The 19963-nt window shown below is 30.5% G+C and carries 16 protein-coding genes; 3 read left to right on the top strand and 13 right to left on the bottom strand.

Features of this window, described 5'->3' with window-relative positions:
* Positions 1-21 precede the first annotated feature (21 nt).
* Positions 22-1134 (top strand): AAA family ATPase, encoded by a 1113-nt coding sequence (locus KGNDJEFE_RS05145; RefSeq protein ID WP_006439448.1) that lies wholly within the window; start codon positions 22-24, stop codon positions 1132-1134.
* Positions 1135-1247: 113 nt separating this feature from the next.
* Entirely contained in the window at positions 1248-2216 is a 969-nt protein-coding gene (locus KGNDJEFE_RS05140) for an Abi family protein (RefSeq protein WP_006439447.1), read from the top strand.
* A gap of 82 nt (positions 2217-2298) precedes the next feature.
* On the opposite strand, the gene KGNDJEFE_RS05135 is transcribed toward KGNDJEFE_RS05140, so the two are convergent.
* Both KGNDJEFE_RS05135 and KGNDJEFE_RS05130 read right to left on the bottom strand, forming a co-directional pair.
* Positions 2299-3621, bottom strand: coding sequence for an IS3 family transposase (locus tag KGNDJEFE_RS05135; protein WP_148881763.1), 1323 nt, complete (start codon positions 3619-3621; stop codon positions 2299-2301).
* Positions 3622-3749: 128 nt separating this feature from the next.
* Positions 3750-4001 carry a fatty acid kinase subunit FakA-related protein gene (locus KGNDJEFE_RS05130; RefSeq protein WP_006439446.1) on the bottom strand — a complete coding sequence of 84 codons (252 nt, stop codon included), beginning with the start codon at positions 3999-4001 and terminating at the stop codon, positions 3750-3752.
* Between the two features lie 220 nt (positions 4002-4221).
* Between KGNDJEFE_RS05130 and KGNDJEFE_RS05125 the strand changes: the two genes are divergently transcribed.
* Positions 4222-4920: an HAD hydrolase-like protein gene (locus KGNDJEFE_RS05125; protein WP_006439445.1), complete on the top strand. Its 699-nt coding sequence runs from the start codon at positions 4222-4224 to the stop codon at positions 4918-4920.
* A 324-nt stretch (positions 4921-5244) separates the two neighbouring features.
* On the opposite strand, the gene KGNDJEFE_RS05120 is transcribed toward KGNDJEFE_RS05125, so the two are convergent.
* From KGNDJEFE_RS05120 to hydE, 11 genes are all read right to left on the bottom strand, one after another.
* Positions 5245-8490: an ABC transporter ATP-binding protein/permease gene (locus tag KGNDJEFE_RS05120; RefSeq protein WP_006439444.1), complete on the bottom strand. Its 3246-nt coding sequence runs from the start codon at positions 8488-8490 to the stop codon at positions 5245-5247.
* 187 nt (positions 8491-8677) lie between these two features.
* Positions 8678-10204, bottom strand: coding sequence for a ribosomal protection-like ABC-F family protein (abc-f, locus tag KGNDJEFE_RS05115; protein ID WP_040410252.1), 1527 nt, complete (start codon positions 10202-10204; stop codon positions 8678-8680).
* A gap of 59 nt (positions 10205-10263) precedes the next feature.
* Positions 10264-11052, bottom strand: a complete 789-nt coding sequence (locus KGNDJEFE_RS05110) for an alpha/beta hydrolase (protein ID WP_006439442.1) — start codon at positions 11050-11052, stop codon at positions 10264-10266.
* 133 nt (positions 11053-11185) lie between these two features.
* Positions 11186-11962, bottom strand: a complete 777-nt coding sequence (locus tag KGNDJEFE_RS05105; protein ID WP_006439441.1) for a Cof-type HAD-IIB family hydrolase — start codon at positions 11960-11962, stop codon at positions 11186-11188.
* Between the two features lie 197 nt (positions 11963-12159).
* A complete protein-coding gene (locus KGNDJEFE_RS05100; protein ID WP_118549764.1) occupies positions 12160-12387 on the bottom strand; it encodes a hypothetical protein in 228 nt (75 codons plus the stop codon).
* Between the two features lie 87 nt (positions 12388-12474).
* Entirely contained in the window at positions 12475-13734 is a 1260-nt protein-coding gene (locus KGNDJEFE_RS05095) for an IS91 family transposase (RefSeq protein ID WP_170239654.1), read from the bottom strand.
* Positions 13735-13838: 104 nt separating this feature from the next.
* Entirely contained in the window at positions 13839-15068 is a 1230-nt protein-coding gene (locus KGNDJEFE_RS05090) for a sensor histidine kinase (protein WP_242649209.1), read from the bottom strand.
* 13 nt (positions 15069-15081) lie between these two features.
* The gene (locus KGNDJEFE_RS05085; RefSeq protein WP_006439439.1) at positions 15082-15750 is read right to left on the bottom strand and encodes a response regulator transcription factor; all 669 of its coding nucleotides are present in this window, start codon (positions 15748-15750) and stop codon (positions 15082-15084) included.
* Positions 15751-16046: 296 nt separating this feature from the next.
* The gene (gene hydF, locus KGNDJEFE_RS05080) at positions 16047-17285 is read right to left on the bottom strand and encodes a [FeFe] hydrogenase H-cluster maturation GTPase HydF (protein WP_006439438.1); all 1239 of its coding nucleotides are present in this window, start codon (positions 17283-17285) and stop codon (positions 16047-16049) included.
* Between the two features lie 84 nt (positions 17286-17369).
* Positions 17370-18794, bottom strand: a complete 1425-nt coding sequence (gene hydG / locus KGNDJEFE_RS05075) for a [FeFe] hydrogenase H-cluster radical SAM maturase HydG (RefSeq protein ID WP_040410251.1) — start codon at positions 18792-18794, stop codon at positions 17370-17372.
* A gap of 118 nt (positions 18795-18912) precedes the next feature.
* Positions 18913-19962, bottom strand: a complete 1050-nt coding sequence (gene hydE, locus KGNDJEFE_RS05070; RefSeq protein WP_006439436.1) for a [FeFe] hydrogenase H-cluster radical SAM maturase HydE — start codon at positions 19960-19962, stop codon at positions 18913-18915.
* Between the last annotated feature and the right edge of the window lies 1 nt (position 19963).

The following is a 19963-nucleotide window of genomic DNA, read 5'->3' as shown; positions in this document are numbered from 1 at the left end:
TACATAAAAGGAGGTGCAGCCATGATAGTAATGGATTTAAAAATAGATAACTTTTTTGCATTTAATAACTTTCACATCAACATGTCTTACCCTAAAAAAATAGTAGACTCTCTGATTAACCCAGAGCATCTACAGGATAGACCAAACTTTAGATACAAAAAAGTAAATATAATTTTAGGAGCAAATGCAACAGGAAAAACTTCTCTTGGAAGAATTCTCATGTCTTCATTTAACTTTATATCTCGCAAAGAAATTGTAGCTCTTACCGATTGTATAAACGACAACTCAAAAGAAGCGAGTATTTCTCTAGATTTTATAATTAATGAGAATAAATTATATAGACTTTTGGCAAGAATATTACCTGAGGGGGATAATCTATACAATGAAGATAACGTAAAGATAAAAGTTGCATCAGTTAATATAAACAAAAGGGATAATTATGAAATATGTGCTAAAAAGCTAGATAAATTAATTGAATCAGCAGATTATGGATATCTTGAAGAACTTGATAAAGTCAGCTTCTTTGGTTGGTTCTTTATATATGCCAATGACGAAAAATTCCATCAAGCTCCTTTAAGTGAAGAGTACTTTAAAATTTTAGAAACAGTATTAAAAGCTCTAGATCCTTCAATAAAAGGAGTGGAAAAAATCGAAGATGTTGAAAACTCGTATATAATTTCTCTAGGAAACAAGAAAATTTTGGTACAAGATGGTGAAATAGTTAAGAAAAACATAATTTCAAGTGGTACTGCTTCAGGAATTGCAATTGCTAATTTTTTAGCTGAAATAATTGAAGGAAAATGTGGATTTTATTATTGTGATGAGAAGTTTTCGTTTGTACATAGTGAAGTTGAAAAAGCTATTCTTAATATAATGATATCTAGACTTCCTCAGAATCAACAGCTATTTTTCACAACACACAACACAGATATATTGGATATGAATCTTCCAAAACATTCATTTACTTTCTTGAAGAAGTATAAAGTCGACGATGATTATGTGATAGAATGTGTTTATCCATCAGATTACCTAAAAAGAAACACTGATTCACTAAAATTAGCAGCTGAAAATGATTTATTTTTATCTTCTCCAGACCTAGATAACCTCTACACTTTATTAGAACTAAAAATATAGTAATAAATTAAATGAAGTAATTGACATTTTGTTAATATTCATTTATTATTAAGACATAAGGATCAAGCCCTAGTCTCACGTTGACGGGGCGTTTTTTTTTGGGGAGGACTTGTATGGCTAATAAACCATTTAAAACTTATAGGGAGCAACTTGATATATTAAGAAGCAGGAATTTAATTATTGAAAATGAAGAAAGAGCAATTGATATATTAAGAAGGGTTAATTATTATAATTTAATAAATGGATATAAAAAAATTTTTTTAGAAAAATCTAATTCTAATTTAGAAACTTATAAGGAAAATTGTACTTTAGAAGAGATTTATTCTCTTTATAAGTTCGATAGAGATTTAAAAAATATTTTATTGTATTATCTAATACAATTTGAAAATTCTTTAAAAAGTATCTGTGCATATCATTTTTCAAATAAATTCAGAGAAGATTATTCATATTTACAAGTTAAAAATTATTCACACGAAAAAGAAGATTTTAAATATGTATTAAATAATCTTGCAGAGTTATCAAAAATTATAAATAAAGAAAAAGATAATTCTGTAAAACCTCAAATTAAACACTACATTGATAAACATCACGAAATTCCTTTATGGGTTTTAATCAATTATTTAACATTTGGTAATGTTTCTTTTTTCTTTAATGCAATGGATAATGAATTAAAAGAAAGTGTATGTAAGGATTTTGGTATTCGGTTAAAAAGGCAATACGGTAATAGTTATCCGATTGAAAAAAATATTCTTAAAGATATAATAAAAATATCTAATTTATTTAGAAATGTATGTGCTCATGATGATATATTATTTTCATATAGATTAAAAAAGCCAATTTCAACAAAAGAATCAACTTCAAAATTTTTTAGAGTAAAGTTTAAAGGAAATTCTCTTTTTGATTTAGTTATGCTATTACAATTAGTACTTCCAAAGGATTGCCATGAAGAAATGATATCCAAAATTGAATTTACATTTAAATTGTATTCTAAAAGTTTTAAAAGCATTTCGTTAGAAGATATTATTGAAGAAGCTGGATTCCCAATAAATTGGACTGAAGATTATAAAATAAAATTACCTTAAAAATAAATATTAAATAAAAATTAAAAAAGAGGCTATTATACTATAAAATGGTCCCTATGTCAAGGACATATATAAAAAAGTCTTAAGCAGCAAGCAGCTGACTTCTATATTGAATAGGAGTCAGCTGTTTTAAATTCCACTGACAACGATCATTATTATAATAATCCATATAATCATCTATTAAACTTTTTAACTCTTCAAATGTATTGCAACTTTTATAATCTATTTCATCTTTCATATGACCAAAGAATGACTCCTGCGGAGCATTGTCCCAACAATTACCTTTTCTAGACATAGATTGACCTAAATTATATTTTTTTAACAAGTTCTGAAAAATAGTACTTGTATAATGAACTCCTTGATCAGAATGAATAAATGCATCTTTATGTAATTTGTCTGAATTTGATAACATGAGATTGTTAATAGTTGAAATAACAATATCCATTTTTAAATTCTTCGATAAATGATACGATAAAATTTCATTCGTAGAAGAATCTTTTACAGTTGATAAATATGCTGTTTTCCCATTGCCGTACGGCATATACGTAATATCAGTTAAAAGTACTTTTCCTGGTATACCTTGTTTAAATTCTCTATTCAATTTATTAGGAACTGTGTGATGTTCTTTTCTTGCTTTTCCCATACGTTTAGCTGGATTTGACTCGCGAATAGGACATTTAATTCCATATTTTTTCATTATTCTTTGAATTTTTTTTCTGTTAAATATTATATTAAATTTACTTTTTAAAATCATTTTTATTGAACGAGAACCTTTTTTGTATCCTCTGAACTTATATGCTTTAAGAATTATTTCTTTTGCTTCTAAATCCTTTTCTTCTTGTTTGCTTATTACATTCTTGTTTTTTAAATAGTTATAAAATCCAGATCTAGATACTCCTGCAACAATACATAGATGTTTTATCATTTTTTTTAAACAATATTTATTTATTACATCATTAATTAATTTGAATATTTTCACCGAAGGTAGCTTATTATTCATCACCTGCCTTTCTTCGAAGTCTAGCTTTTTTACTAGTTCTAGCTCTGCTTTAAGATATGCTATTTCAGCATCCTTCTTATCTATTATCTCTTTATCTGTTAATTTTCTTTTTCTTGGTCTTCCAGAATTATTAACTCTAGAATCATCTAGTCCCAAAATACCATTTTCTTTATATGACTTTCTCCATCGCTCGCTAGCGCATTTAATACGTTTTGCACCTATGATGTTAGTGTCAAAACCTGCTTCTTTAAATATCTGTGTTGGATTTTTTCCCTTATTGTATTCTGTTATGAAATGTATTTTAAATTCATTTGTATATGTTATTGATTTACAGCTTACATTCTTTACAAATGGATTTTTTGATAGCTCTAATGTTTCTTCTTTACTAAATTGTTTTTTACTCATAAATTACTCACCTCTATATTAAAATTATACAAAAAAAGAACCTATAGATGAAACACCTTTTTACAAGTGTCCATTCTATAGGTTCCATTTTACTATTTTTAGTATTAGCCTCTTTTACTTTTTAAAAATTATCCTCTTAATCCTCTTGCCTGTCTATCCATATCCTCAACAACAATATCATAAATCTCACCAAGTGTCGAACAATACTCAAGCACCTTCCATGGCTCATTAGTATGGAAATGAATCTTAATCATATCCTCATCCCCAACTGCTAACAAACAATCACCATCAAAATTACTCTCGAAATACTCATTTATCGCATCCTCATCAAGACCTTCTCCGTCTATCAAAAGCTGCGTATCATATCTATACTCTAACATCTCTATTCTCCTACCTTTCAAAATATTAATACTAAAATAATACCCATATTTAGATTAATAAACCTAAAAACACATAAAATAATTGACATTTTATTAATATTATTTTATTATCAAAACATACGGATCAAGCCCTAGTCTCATGTTGACAGGGCATTTTTAATATAAAGGATTTATATACTTAATAAATAAAAACATAAAATAAATAACGAGGTATTAAAATATGGAAAAAACAATATTATTCGATCTAGATGGCACACTAACAGCATCTGGAATAGGAATCACAAAATGCGTACAACACGCACTTGAAAAAATGGGACACCCAGAAAACAACCTAAAAAAACTAGAAATCTTCATAGGACCACCACTGATAACTCAGTTCATGGAGTACCTAAACATTTCAAAAGAAGAAGCAGAACAGGCAGTTGCATACTACAGAGAAAGATACACAACAGTTGGAATCTTTGAAAACGAGCTATATCCAAACGTAGAAAAAATGCTAAAAACTCTAAAAGATAACAACTACACACTTGCAGTATCATCATCAAAACCAGAAAAATTCGTAAAACAAATACTAGAACACTTCAAAATTGAACAATATTTCGATGAAGTTGTCGGAGCTACAATGAGCGAAAAAAGAACTGACAAAGCAGAAGTAATTGAAGAAACACTAAAAAGACTTGGAAGAATAAATTGCTCAAATAACGATGTAAATAATATCGTAACAGAAAAAACTATAAACACAGAAAACATAATAATGGTAGGCGACAAAAAACACGACGTCCTAGGAGCCAGACAATTTGGAATCCCTTGTATCGCAGTATCTTACGGATATGGAACAATAGAAGAACTAACAAACGAAAACCCACACAAAATCGTCAACACAGTAGACGAACTACTAGCCTACTTACTAAACAACTAATAGTATAAGTATAATGAGATAATAATTATTGTTAACATAATAAAAAATAAGTAGCTAATTTACTTACTTGTTTCATTTTAGCAAATATAAAAATGGGAGTGGCATAAATTATTTTTCTGCAGGCATCCCTTTTGAATAGATTTTTTGTAAGTATATAATTAAATCTCAACAATCTGCAGAACTTCGCAGCTTATTTGCGTATGCTTGAAAAGCTACGCTTAAATAGGGCGAAGTTCGAAGCCTGGAGAGATTAATTATATACTTACTTAGAAAATCTAAAAGGAGATGCCGAAGAAAAAATTTTCGACATCTCCCATTATATATTTATTCGTTTCTTAATGCTTTAACCGGATCCTCTTTTGCTGCCTTTCTCGATGGAATTATTCCACCTAAAAGTGTAAGCACAATACTTATCATTATAAGTACTATCCCTGCCCAAAGAGGAAGAGCCGCATTCATATTAGTCTTACCAGTAACATTGTGTATCACCTGATTTATAGGTACAATCAAAATCAAGCTCACAACAATACCTATAATTCCCGCAAGTGCCCCAATGATAAACGTTTCAGCATTGAACACCTGAGAGATATTTCTCTTAGAAGCACCTATCGCTCTAAGTACACCAATCTCTTTCTTACGCTCAAGCACACTTATATAAGTGATAACTCCTATCATAATTGACGAAACTACAAGCGAAATTGCTACGAACGCAACTAAAATATAACTTATAGAATTTATAATACTTGTAACAGAAGACATCAAACTTCCAACCATATCAGTGTAAGAAATCACCTTGTCCTCATCTACTTTTTCCATATCCTCGTTGTATTTATCTAAAATATCTATAACTTTTTCCTTTTCTTCAAAATCCTTAGGATATATAGAAATCATAGAAGGATCGTCCATTTCAGCATAACCTAATTTCTTAATATTATTGTCAAAAGTATCCTGTTCTTGATACATACTAGCAGTCATAACTTCCATCATTTCTTCCTCAGACATATCGACATTCATCGCATCTGCAAACACACTCGCATCAAAACTAAACGCATTTGCCATACTCTGGCTAAGTTTTCTCATAGATGCGGTGATTTCTCTTTCAATAGTTGCTGAGATAGAACCTGTTGCAGAGCCCATATATTTCTGAAGAACTGCATATATCTGCTGCTCAAGATTATTTTCCTTTGAAATAGCATCTAAATGACTTCCGATAATATTCTTGCAATCAGCAGTATTCAAATACTCAAGGAAATATCTTCCTATTTTCATAACATCTGCCACATTATTGTCAGTTATAAACTTCTTATACTTTTCAATAGCAGCCTGTAAAATCTTGTTCATCTGTTCCTGAGTTAACTTGATTTCTCCATTTGTTTTGATAGCTTCCTCAACCATCTCAGTTACCATTTTTTCAAGTTCAGGATCTTTAAAATAAGACTCTATAATTCCCTGATACTTAGTAAAGTCCATATCTTTGTTTTCCTTTAGATAAATTAAATATCCATTTCCAACGTCTTTTATTAAACTATTTATCTGCTCAGGAGTTATTTTTATATTAATCTGATTTATAATATCAGAAGGTTTTATACTAGGCATATTAATCTGGCTAAATAAGTTGTTTAAATTGCTAAAATCTGCATTAATCCGATTTGGATTTATGCTAAAGGCAGATGCAAATTTTGAAGTGTCTACATTAAACATAGACTTCATATCAAAAGCAGATTTTGAAGTATCTTCAAATCCCTTGCCAGTAAATACGTTTGTATCCTTGTCAGCTAGCTGCTTTTTAACAATCTGACTTTCAGATGCCTGTTTTATAACATGGTCTTCAAGTTCTGGAGTGTAGTATATCGCTGGCATAAGCATTCCCATTCCAGCTTCCTTCTTAGGCTGAACAATTCCAGTTATTTTAAGAGTTTCCCCTTCTTTAACTAGCTTTTTCATATACTCATCGTTGTTTCTCTTGTCTTTCCAAACATTGTAGTTTGAATCGTATTCGTAGTAATCTGTTGCATTTACTAGTTTAAATTCTTTTCCAAGAACATCTTTGTAAGAATATCCTTTTTCGCCTTCAGGAACAATTACTTCTTCTTCCTTTGCAAATTTATCTACCATTTCATCGAGTTCTTTAGGATCTCTCAGATTAAGTGCATATAAATAATAGTCGCTAATTCCACCATTTTGAGTAAGAACTAACACACATTCATTGTATTTTGTAGGCCATTTTCCAGCTTTTACCTCATACTGATCTCTGTAAAGGCTCTTGTTTCTAGGCATTTGATAGAATATATCCGTACTCATCATACTAGAAACCATGCTATTTGAAGATGCTTCAGAGCCAAGTCCCATAGAATTGAATGATTTATCTGGATGCACCTGTCTCACTTTTTCTGTGTTAGTGCTGTAAATCTGAGGAACAACGTCATAAGAATATTCAACCGCATTTGTATGTTTTGCTATACCAGATTTATCTGAGTCTAAGAACTTTTTAAAAGATTTTAAGTCATTTGAGCCTACAGTAGAGAACATTCCGCTTACCATATTTTCAACTTTCATATCTTTTTTCTCATTGCTGCCTTTAGATTCAGAAGAAGCCCCAGACATTCCACTCAACATAGATGTGAAATCATACCCTGCCTTTTGAATTTGAAGTGGGTATTCTGACAAAGTCTTTTCTTCAATATCTGCAATGTAATTGTTTACACCATTTGATAGAGATAATATCAGTGCAATCCCAATTATCCCAATGGATCCAGCAAATGCAGTTAAAAATGTTCTTCCCTTTTTAGTCTTTAAGTTGTTGAAACTAAGCGAAAGAGAAGTAAGGAACGACATAGAAGTTTTTCCCATATTTTCGTGAACTGCTTCATCTAAATTTCCATTATCTTCTATTATAAATGGGTTTGTATCTCCACATATTTTCCCGTCTTTTAATGTGACAATTCTTGTAGAATATTCGTAGGCAAGCTCTGGATTGTGCGTTACCATTACGACCAATCTATCTTTTGCAACTTCTTTAAGTAAATCCATAACCTGAACACTTGTGTCTGAATCAAGTGCTCCAGTTGGCTCATCTGCAAGAAGTATGTCAGGGTCATTTACAAGTGCTCTAGCAATTGCAACCCTCTGCATCTGCCCACCTGAAAGCTGATTTGGCTTTTTATGAATATGGTCTATAAGCCCAACTTTTTCCAAAGCCCGTATAGATTTTTCACGCCTTTCAGATTTTGTTATCCCAGATATTGTAAGTGCTAATTCGACATTTGATAAAATTGTCTGATGTGGAATTAGATTGTAGCTCTGGAATACAAATCCTATCGTGTGGTTTCTGTAGGAATCCCAATCTCTGTCTTTGTACTTCCTTGTCGAAATTCCGTTTATAATTAAATCTCCATCGTCGTATCTATCCAAACCACCTATAATATTTAAAAGTGTCGTCTTTCCAGATCCACTTGGCCCTAAAATAGAAACAAACTCGTTATCTCTAAGATTTAGACTGACATCGTCGAGTGCCTTCTGAACTAAAGGCCCCGTTCTGTATTCTTTGTGTATGTTTTTAACTTGCAGCAAGGTTAATCACTCTCTTTTCTGTAAATTACTGTGAATTAAAATATTGTATATTTAATCGTTTTAAAAATAATATTCATTTTAATATAACACGATTATTTATAATATTATTATATATCCTAAACTAAAAAAAATATATAAAAAAAGCACTTAATTAACAAAATTAAATGCCTTTTTATTACCAATCTATTTATAAATTTACAAATTTTGTCGCAATCTTCTCAGCAAAGGTAGAATCGTGTTCGACAAATATTATAGTCGGTTCGTATCTAAGTAGCAGCTCCTCAATCTGAATTCTGGAATATATGTCTATATAATTTAGTGGCTCATCCCAAACATATAGATGTGCTCTCTCAGACAAGCTCTTTGCTATTAGTACTTTCTTTTTCAGCCCTTCACTAAAACTAGAAATATCATTCTCAAATAAATCTCTCGAAAAATCTAGTTTTCTTAGTAGTGATTTAAACAGCGATTCATCTAATCCATTCTCTCTAGCAAATTCGGATAAGCTTCCTTTTAAGAATGATGTATCCTGAGATACATAAGAAATCTTAAGTCCACTTCCTATAGATAAAAATCCTTCTATACTATATTTATCTATTTTATTAGAATTTTCTATTCCTATTTTATAATCTATTTCTCCGATTAAGATTTTTAAAAGAGTAGATTTTCCACATCCATTTTTTCCAGACACACAAACTCTATCTCCCTTTCTTATATCGAATGTCAAATTCTCAAACACATTTTTATCTGATCCAGGGTATTTAAAAGATAGCTTATCTGCAGTTAACAGAACATTTGTTCTATATCCGTCAAATACGAGCTTAATGTCGTCATACTTTTCTATATTGTGCAGCAGCTTATTTTTTTCTTCAATTGCTTTAAGTTGTCTGTTTTCAATGCTTTTAGACCTTTTCATCATCTTTTCAGCCTTGTGTCCAACATATCCTCTATCTGGTTTTGAGTCCATATCGGCAGTCATTTTCTTACCTTTCTCTGCCTTAGACGACCAAACACTTGTTCTATATACGGATTTTTCGAGCCTTTTTATCTCAGATTTTAGCTTTTCGTTCTGTGCTAACTCGAAATTATCCTGCATAATTTTATTATTCCACCAAGAAGTGAAGTTCCCTGCTTGAATTTCTATGTTCGTTTTGTTTATAGAAATGATATGATCACAGCAATTATCCAAAAGTTCTCTATCGTGTGACACCAAAATAAAGCCTTTTTTAGATTTTAAATACTCTGAAATAATCTTCCTAGCACCTACATCTAAGTGGTTTGTAGGCTCATCCAATAATAGGAACTTATTTTCAGAGATAAACATTGCTGCTAACAGAACTTTTGTTCGCTCACCGTTCGATAAACTTTCAAAAGGTCTGTACAGAACATCGTCATCTATCCTAAGCATAGAAAATTCTCTGTAAATATCCCAGATTTCATCTGTTTTGCATATTTCTTCTACTATTTCTATCGTATCTTTTGAAATATCTTCTACTTGATATGGAAAATATCCAAACTCCATATCGCACGAAATACTTCCTTTATACTCTAATTTGTTTAATAAGATATTTAAAAATGTAGTCTTTCCTCTACCATTTCTTCCAACAAATCCCAATTTCCAATCGGAATCTATTGTAAAACTTACATCCTCAAATATATTTTGATAACTTCCTGGATATGAGAAAGTTAAATTATTTACTTTTATCATTGTCATAAAATCGCCTCCTTTATTTTGTTGAGGCAATATTGGATTTATATAATTTTTTTGATTTATTATATGATTTTTTTAATGAAGTTATTTATTATTTCATTAAAATAACTATAATTATCGTAGTTGGAATTATGTCCTGCAATTGGAATTATTTCAATAGGATAGTTTTTACTTTTATTCCATAATTCATTATATTTTTTAACATATCCTACCTTATCACAATCACCATAAACTAAAAGAACTGGACATTTTAATTCAACATTATCATGAGTAGCAAAAGAATTGTATATTTTATCTGCTGCAACAAGCATATTTTCCTTACCAAGTTTCACCAGAGCATTGTACATATTTTTTCTGCCGTTATCAGTAACAGATGATTGCTTTGAAGATATTTTACAATAATAGTTATAAGGATAAAAACTTGCAAAAGAGCTAAAATGCTTAACCCAAAATAGATCTAAGCTTTTATAATTATCCTTTCCAAGTGGAGATGTATCAACACCTATAAAACAAGCAGCTTTTGAGTCTATATTAGCTAGTTGTTGTGCAAAATATCCTCCAGCAGATTGACCTACTACTGCATATCTTGAAATATCTTCATTTTCAATTAATTTTGCTAAATCACTAGCTACATTATCTATTGAAAAATCATTATATCCAATTGATTTCCCATGAAGTGGTAAATCTATAGTTATTACTTTATAATCTTTAGAAAAAAATTCAACTTGCATATCAAAAAGGGTATGGTCAACTGTAAGACCATGTAAAAATACAATTGCATTAGAAGAATTATTTTCATTAACCCAATAGTATATACTGCCTCTATCTGTTTTTATACTTTTTTCAATCATCTTACATCTTGAACCTCCTTGTTATACAAATAAATTTATAAAAAATAAAGGTGCTCCAAACTCGAAGCACCTCTATTATATATTAAATATCTTCAAATATCAAATTTATGTACTAAAATATCTCAAACTTTGCCTAAATTAAGCCATTTTCTAAACAATAATGATAAATTCCGTCATCTGCTGAAGTACCACAAATCTCGTCTGCAACTTCTTTAACATGGTCAAGCGCATTTCCCATAGCAACACCTGTTCCAACAGTTTGAAGCATTTCAATGTCATTTCCACCATCTCCAAATGCCATAGACTCAGATCTATCAATTCCGTAGTATTCTAAAATAGCCTCGATTCCTTTGCCTTTTCCACCATTTACAGGAATTATATCGACTGCTCTATCCCACCATGCAGTTATTCTAGCATTTTCTACATCTTTTAAAATATCGTCGTACTCGTCCTTTCTTCCACCCATCATCATCTGATAGATTTCGCCTTTTAAAACCTCATCAAAATCATCGCTTACAGGAACTTCCTGCTTAGCAAAACCGAAATAATCAGATAAATCTTTGTCAGTTCCATTTGCAACAACTCTATCTTTACCAGCAATAGACACAGGTCTATTAATTTTAGTTGCATTTTCAATCATTCTCTCAACGTCTACCTTAGGAATTGGTGTACTAAGAATAACATCGCTGCTATTGAAGCAATATGAACCGTTAAAAGTTAGAAACGCATCGAAATCAACTCCATCAAACTTAGGTACACTACCAGGAGCTCTACCAGTCGCAATACAAATCTTTACTCCATTTTCCTTTAATCTAAGAAGTGTCTCCACAGTCTTATCCGAAATGGCCTTTTTCGTCATATCTATCAAAGTACCATCTATGTCGAAAAATATAATCTTTACCTTACTCATAAAAATTCCTCAAAACTTTCTCTTATTTTAAAAAATACTTTATTATTTAATATAATTTACAACACTAATTGATAATAACACAAAAAAACAAACATGTCTACTTAGAGAAATCACCCCAGTTAAAAGTTAAATAATAAAAAATACTGCCACAGAACACCTTTAAAAGGTGTTCTTGTGACAGTACCTTTAACTGACACCTAACGGTCGTCAGTTTTTTTGTATTCAAATTTAGCTCCACAATTAGGACAAATTAATTCTGGCATATTTTTTTCATTTAGCGAAGCTATCGCTCCCAATGAAAAGAATGCATCTTGTCTTAGTTCTTCTAATATAAATTCTGGTACTCCTTTTTCAAATCCACAAGACTTACATTCATAATTGTATAACTTTTGTCCTTTACTCATTTCTTCTAATTCTTTTAGCATACTATTTCTCCTAATAATTTTAATTACACTAATTATACACTATTATTTATATTTGAGTATAGCAAAGCTAGCCTATTTAATAGACTTTTAAAATAATTCTATTTGTGTTGTTGTATTCAAAGAAATTTCTTTTTCTATAATTTCTTCGTAGATTATTCTTTTATAATTTGATTTATCTAGTACATTATATATTAATCCATATTTATAATGCCATATTTCCCATAGAATCATGTCTTTTCCACACTTTTTACAAATATAAGGATTTACTCCAAATGATTCTATCAATCTATCTTTAAAATTTTTCTTTACTGTATTCTTCTTTTTTATCAGCTTAGATATATTTCTGTGTCTCATAAAATTATATAATTTCAATATTTCTATGCTTAATTTATTTTTTACTCTTGAATATAGACCGTATCTTCTTGCAACTCTAAAACCCTTCGGGTGAATATGTTGGGTTATTTTACCTATAAATTCTAATACATTTACAGTTATTTCTCTTTTTCCCTTAGGTTTTTTGTTTTCATACCAGTAAGTTACATTTTTCCCATCGTAATTAATTATTCTATACTCAGCGATAGCTGGTCTAGCCAAATATCTACCTATATATTGAGTTGCCTGTTTTATATTAGTTAAACGTCTTTCTGCATTTACATAGAATTCTTTCTTATATAACTTATTTATCAAATTTCTAGTTTTTCTATCTCTAAAGTTGTTTTTTATTATATCTAGTACCAACTTTCGCCATACTTTTTTCATATATGTATACGGTATGAAATCTAATTTTTTAAACCACTTATTATTTCTATCTATTCCACCTTCGGTGTATAAGGCATGTATGTGAGGATTCCATTTTAAATCTCCACCAAAAGTGTGTACTACAGCAATTACCCCTAATTCATAATCTCCATTTGTTTTCTTTTTATGAAAACTATCTAATACCTTATATGTAGCATCTTGTAAATCTTTTAAAAGCTCTCGCTTTCTGTAGAAATAGACTCTTAACTCCTCTGGAATTGTGAAAACTGCATGTCTATGAGAAACATCAAGAATATTTTCTACCTGTTTTTCTGCCCATTCCATAGAATATTTTCTTCCACACTTTGTGCAAAACTTACTTTTACAAGTGAACCCTTGAATATACTCCTCTCCACAGTCTATACATTTATGTTTTATATATCCTTTTTCTATATTTCCACAATTTAAAGCCTTTATTACAGTATTTTCTATCTGATCCCTCATTTCTCTTCTAACTTTATTCCAATATTTTAGTTTGAATTCTTCAAAGTGATTTTTTAATATTTTCTTAATGATTTTTTCATCTTTTTGTTTTTTCAATACATTCATATTACTATTGTACATAAGTTTTCCACAGTTTTAAATTATTATAATTTCCTTAGGAATAAAAAAAGATTGTAGCATTTATTTAGCTACAATCCTTTTGTATCGATTTAAGAGTCCCTACTTGTAAATTCTATAGTGAATAATACCGCATTTCCTCTGTTTGTCATTTTGTACTCAAATCCATGCTTAGCAAGAATCTGACTTGTTAAGTAAAGACCTAGTCCACTTCCTCCAGTTCTTCTCGATCTTGATTTCTCAACTCTAAAGAATGGATTAAATATATTTTTAAGAGATTCATCAGAAATTGTTATTCCAGTATTTTCAACTTCTAATATAGAAGGTCTAAATCCTCTTTCTATAAATCTAATATTTATATTCTCTCCTTCTGGAGTATATTTTATAGCATTATTTATGATGTTATACAATGCCTTTGAGAATTTATCTTTATCAGCATTTATTTTTGCATCACTACTAATTGCAACTCTAGTCTTTAAATTTTTCTCGTCTATAAGAAATTCCTGTCTTTTTAGGATAACCTCTACAAGTTCTTTAACACTAAGTGTTGTTGGTTTAAAGGATGCAGACATTATATCTGTCTTAGAAATTTCAATCATTTCATTTACCAGATCTTTAAGCTCTTGAGTAGATGTATATGATTCCTTCAGATATTTATCTCTATCCTTGTATTTACCAATATTGTATATCATACCTTCAAGCTGCCCACTTATTATCGTTATAGGAGTCTTTAGCTCATGAGATATAGTTGCAATAAACTCTCGCCTATTCTCTTCCTCTCGTCTCTCTTTTTCAATTATCTCTATAAGTGGCTTAGTAATTGTATTTGAATATATATATGCACCCAAAATACCAATCAATATTGCAGCAAATATCGTAAATGGAACTAAATTTCTAAGTACTTTATTTGCCTCATTAATGGGCTGTAAAGGCATAATTATATCCAGAACACAGCTTTCATCCATCTCTTTAATATTTACCTCTGTAGATAATCTATACTCGCTGTTTAGGCTATTCATTAAATATTTACTGTATTTTAGAAAGACTACTTCATTTTTACCATAAATTATATTACCTTCTTGGTCTCTTAGAAGTATTGCTAAATTTTGCTCCTTAGACATTCTGTACAAATCCTCTTCAAACCGACTTATATCCTCATTCTCTGCAGCTGCAACAGCTTGCTTTACAGAATCCTGAAGGGCTTCTATCTTATATCTGTGATAATACTTAGGCAATAGAAAATACAACATACCGTAAATTAAAAGCGCAAGAGCAACAAGTAATGCTGTTGTTATAGAAAACAGCTTATACTTGATGTTCATGTTTTGCCAACGCTTATATATTCTTGTCAAGTGTGTATCCTATTCCTTTTACAGTTTTTATATAAGGAAGAGTTATTTTCTTTCTTATATTTTTAATATGTGCATCTACTATTCTTGTATCTCCGTAGTAGTCGTATCCCCATATGCTATCTAATAGGCTTTCTCTTGTTATTACCTGTGGGTATTTTTCTATAAGCTCTTTTAGTATATTAAATTCTTTAAGAGTTAACTCTATTACATCTCCATCTATTTCTGCTGAATATGTATCTAGGTTTAATTTTAGTTTTTCAAAAGTTATAAAGTTATCACTTATTGTTTTATTACTTCTTCTCAATATAGCCTCTACTCTTTTAACAAGTAAGTTAAATGAGAATGGTTTTGTTATATAGTCATCACACTCTATTTCAAATCCTTTTAACTGGTCGCTCTCCTGGTTAAGAGCTGTAAGGAATATGATAGGTACACTAGATGTCTTTCTGATCATCTTACATACCCCATATCCGTCTAGATTAGGCATCATTATATCTAAGATTATAAGGTCATAGTTGTTTTCCTTAAATTTCTGTATCCCCTCTATTCCATCATTTGCTGCATCCACATTGTATCCTTCTGCGCTCAAGAACTCTGTGATTAAATCCTGTATGCTAGCATCATCTTCAATTACTAATATAGAAGAATTCATTTTATCCCTCCTTATAAATTCATACTCCCTTATATTATATCACACTTTCCTCTTTTTAACTTCATTATAATTTCGGGTATTTTTCTAAATTTTACCCTTCTAAGCTTAAATTAAACCTATATTTTTTTAATTCGAGAAAAATTTAATATTTATTAATAAAAAAAGAGCTTCCTTGTCTATGATTATAGACCAAAAGCTCTTATCTTTTCAATATTTATTAAGAAAATAAATCTTATTTCATATTTAATAATTTAGTTTGAAGTTTAAATTTATTTCAAGTTACTTTACTTTTTTAACTAAAAGTCTATTTTATCTATTATTCCAGCTAAATAAGCCATAACAACACCGTAGTTAGTCATCGGTATGTTTTGCTCTTTTGCAGCTTCGATTCTAGATAATACATATTTTCTGTTAAACATACATCCACCGCAGTGAATTATTAAATCGTATTTACTTAAGTCCTTTGGAAAATCTCTACCAGCAACTATATCAAAAGTAAGTCCCTCACCAATTTTCTTTTTAAGTCTATTTGGAATTTTTACTCTTCCTATATCCTCTTCAAGTGGAGCGTGAGTACATGCCTCGGCAATTAAAACCCTTGAATTTTCTGTAAGATTTTCTATGGCTTTAACGCTTTCTCTATAATAATCTATATCGCCTTTAAAATCTGCAAATAATACTGAGAATGAAGTAAGTCTACTTTCTTTAGGCTTTTTAGCATATACATCTCCAAAAATTTGTGAGTCGGTGATAATTAAATCTGGAGGAGATACAAGTTTTGATATCATAGACTCCATAGTATCTGCAGTTGCACACAATACAAGACATTTGTTGTCCAATAAATCTCTTATTGTCTGAACCTGAGGAAGTATTAATCTTCCTTTTGGTGCTTGAATATCCTGTGGCATTACTAGCAGTACAGTATCCCCATCTTTTACAATTTTACCTGTTATACTTCTCATAGAATATTCTTCTGGTAAAAGCCTTATTAACTCTTCTCTTATTAACGCTACACCTTTTTTATCAACTGCACTGGTTAATATAGGTTTTATTTTTAATTCATCAGATATATTTTCTGTTGCTTTTTCTAAATTTAAATCAGATATTTTGTCTATTTTATTTATTACAACTAAATAAGGAACTTTAGCTTTTTTTAGATTAGATATCCATTCTTTTTCTATTTCAATATCCAGTCCTTTAAACATTTTTTCCTCTTTAATCAATATATTTTCATCAGAAAGTACTACAATTGCTATATCTGTCTTATTCACTGCATCAAGAGTTCTCTCTACTCTCATCTGCCCTAATTCACCCTCATCATCAAATCCTGCTGTATCTATAAACACAACAGGTCCAATTCCATGAAGTTCCATAGATTTGTAGACAGGATCTGTAGTGGTTCCAGCAAAATCAGATACCAATGATATATTTTGACCAGTTATAGCATTTATTAATGAAGATTTTCCGTTGTTTCTTCTTCCATATATTCCAATATGTAGCCTTTCTGCCCTTGGAGTTTCATTAAGTCCAGCCATATTTCTCTCCTTGTTATATGTTTTTATAGATTAATGGTGTGTCAGAAAAATACCGACACACCATATTTTTATAATTAAAATTTATTAGAATCTAAAATCTCTTTTTCCTTCATCTATTGCATTTAAGTATTTTATACAAGTTTCTTTAGCTTTTGGATTAGTTATATTTTCTAATTCTCTTTCTATAAGGGCTTTACCTTTCTTTCTAGTGTCTTCTGAAGCATAGTCGTCTAAGTATTCGTTAAGAGTTAGAAGTGCATTTGGCTGGCAGCAGTTTGCTATCTGACCAGTTTTTGCAAGTGACATAAATCTATCCCCTGTTCTTCCTTCTCTATAGCAAGCAGTACAGAAACTTGGTATAAATCCACCATCTAATAACCAATTAACAACCTGGTCTAATGTTCTAGTATCGCTTACATCAAACTGAGCTGAGTTATCTTCTTCTGGTTCTGGCTCTGCATATCCACCAACACTTGTTTTAGATCCTCCACTTATCTGAGAAACACCTAATTCAAGAACTTTTTCTCTTGATTTCTGAGATTCTCTTGTAGATATTATCATACCTGTATAAGGAACAGCTATTCTTATTACAGCAACTATTTTGTGGAATATTTCATCAGATATAGCATTTGAGAAATCATCAGTGTCTATATCATCTGCTGGACAAATTCTTGGAACACTTATTGTATGTGGTCCAACTCCCTGAGCTGCTTCAAGATGTTCTGCATGCATTAAAAGACCTACAAAGTCGTATCTGTACATTTCAAGTCCAAATAGTACACCTATACCAACATCATCTATTCCACCTTCCATAGCTCTATCCATTGCTTCTGTATGGTAACAGTAGTCGTGTTTTGGACCAGTTGGATGAAGTAGTTCGTAGTTTGCTTTATTGTAAGTTTCCTGGAATAATATATAAGTTCCTATACCAGCTTCTTTTAATTTTCTGTAGTTTTCAACAGTTGTAGCTGCTATATTTACATTTACTCTTCTTATATCTCCATTTTTATGTTTTATTCCGTAAATAGTTTTTATACTTTCTAATACATATTCTATTGGGTTGTTTACTGGATCTTCACCTGTTTCAAGTGCTAAACGTTTGTGTCCCATATCCTGAAGCGCTATAACTTCTTTTTTAATTTCTTCCTGAGTTAATTTTTTTCTAGCTATGTGTTTATTTTTTAGGTGATATGGACAGTATACGCATCCATTTACACAGTAGTTAGATAAATATAAAGGAGCGAACATTACTATTCTATTTCCGTATATTTTCTGTTTTATTTCTTTTGCTAGGCTAAACATTTTTTCATTTAAATCCTGCTGGTCACATTCTAAAAGAAGAGCTGCTTCTCTATGAGTTAAACCTTTGCAATCTTTAGCTCTTTCTATTATAGATTCGATTAATTCTCTATTACTTTTATTAGCCTTTGCGTATTCTATACTTTCAAGAATTTCCTCATGGTTTATAAATTCTTCTGCTTTTAGTGATTTTGGATCGTATTTGTACATTTTAAAGTCCCCCATTCGTAATTTAATTGCAAAATTAATTTCCTATTTTTAAATTTATTATATTAAACTAAGGATTTTAACCTTAGTTAATAATCGTTTTCTTTTAGATTATAATTTTTTATCTATCTTTTAAAGCTATGCAATCTCCTCTATCCTCTACTATTTCGTAGCCGATTTTTCTCATAGATTCCTTTAGCTTATTTAATCCTTCTGCTGCCTCTTCTCCATCACTTAACTTGTCATTATAAAGCATGTATTTCTTTCTATCTTCTTTTGGAGATAGATTCGGCATTATTACATTTGCACCTGCTAATATTCCCTTTTCTCTACCTTGTGGACTTATTGTCCCAAGTGCAGTTGTAGCAGGTATTAGAGCCTTTGGACATAGTAATCTTAAAATAGAAATAAGCCTTAAAGTCATCTCCATTGTTCCACTTTCAAAGTCTTTAAATGGTGTATCCTTATGTGGTATAAATGGTCCTATTCCAATCATTTCAGGATTTAATTCCTTGATAAAAAGTAAATCCTCTGCTATATTTTCAAGCGTCTGATATGGAGAGCCAACCATTATTCCCGTTCCTGTCTGATATCTAAGAGCCTTCAAATCTCTCAAACATCTCTTTCTATTTTCAGGATCTAGTTCAACTGGATGCAACTTGTTGTAATGTATGTTGTCAAATGTTTCATGTCTTAAAAGATACCTATCTGCTCCAGCTTCCTTCATTTTTCTGTAGCTTTCAGTACTTCTTTCTCCTAAAGAAAGAGTAACTGCACAATCTGGATATCTTTCCTTTATGCTAGAAACAATATCGCATACAACATCATCCTTAAAAAACGCATCTTCTCCGCCCTGCATAACAAATGTTCTGAATCCTAGCTCATATCCATTTTCGCAGCAACTTAAAATCTGTTCCTTTGAAAGTCTGTATCTCTGGGCATTCTTATTACTTCTTCTAATACCGCAGTAATAACAATCATTTTTACAATAATTTGATATCTCTATCAAGCCTCTTATAAAAACTCTCTTGCCGTAAATATCATCTCTGACACACTTTGCCCTTTCTGTAAGGTAATCTATATCATCTTTTTCAGAAATTGCCAAAAGCCTTACAAATTCTTCCTTTGAAAGAATCTGATTCTTCTCTAGTTTATCTATTAGGTTTTTCATT

It is taken from the genome of Peptacetobacter hiranonis, from assembly GCF_008151785.1.
Taxonomy (GTDB): Bacteria; Bacillota; Clostridia; order Peptostreptococcales; family Peptostreptococcaceae; genus Peptacetobacter; species Peptacetobacter hiranonis.
The sequence above is the reverse complement of the archived record's forward strand: the minus strand, read 5'-3'. Positions and strand labels throughout refer to the sequence as shown.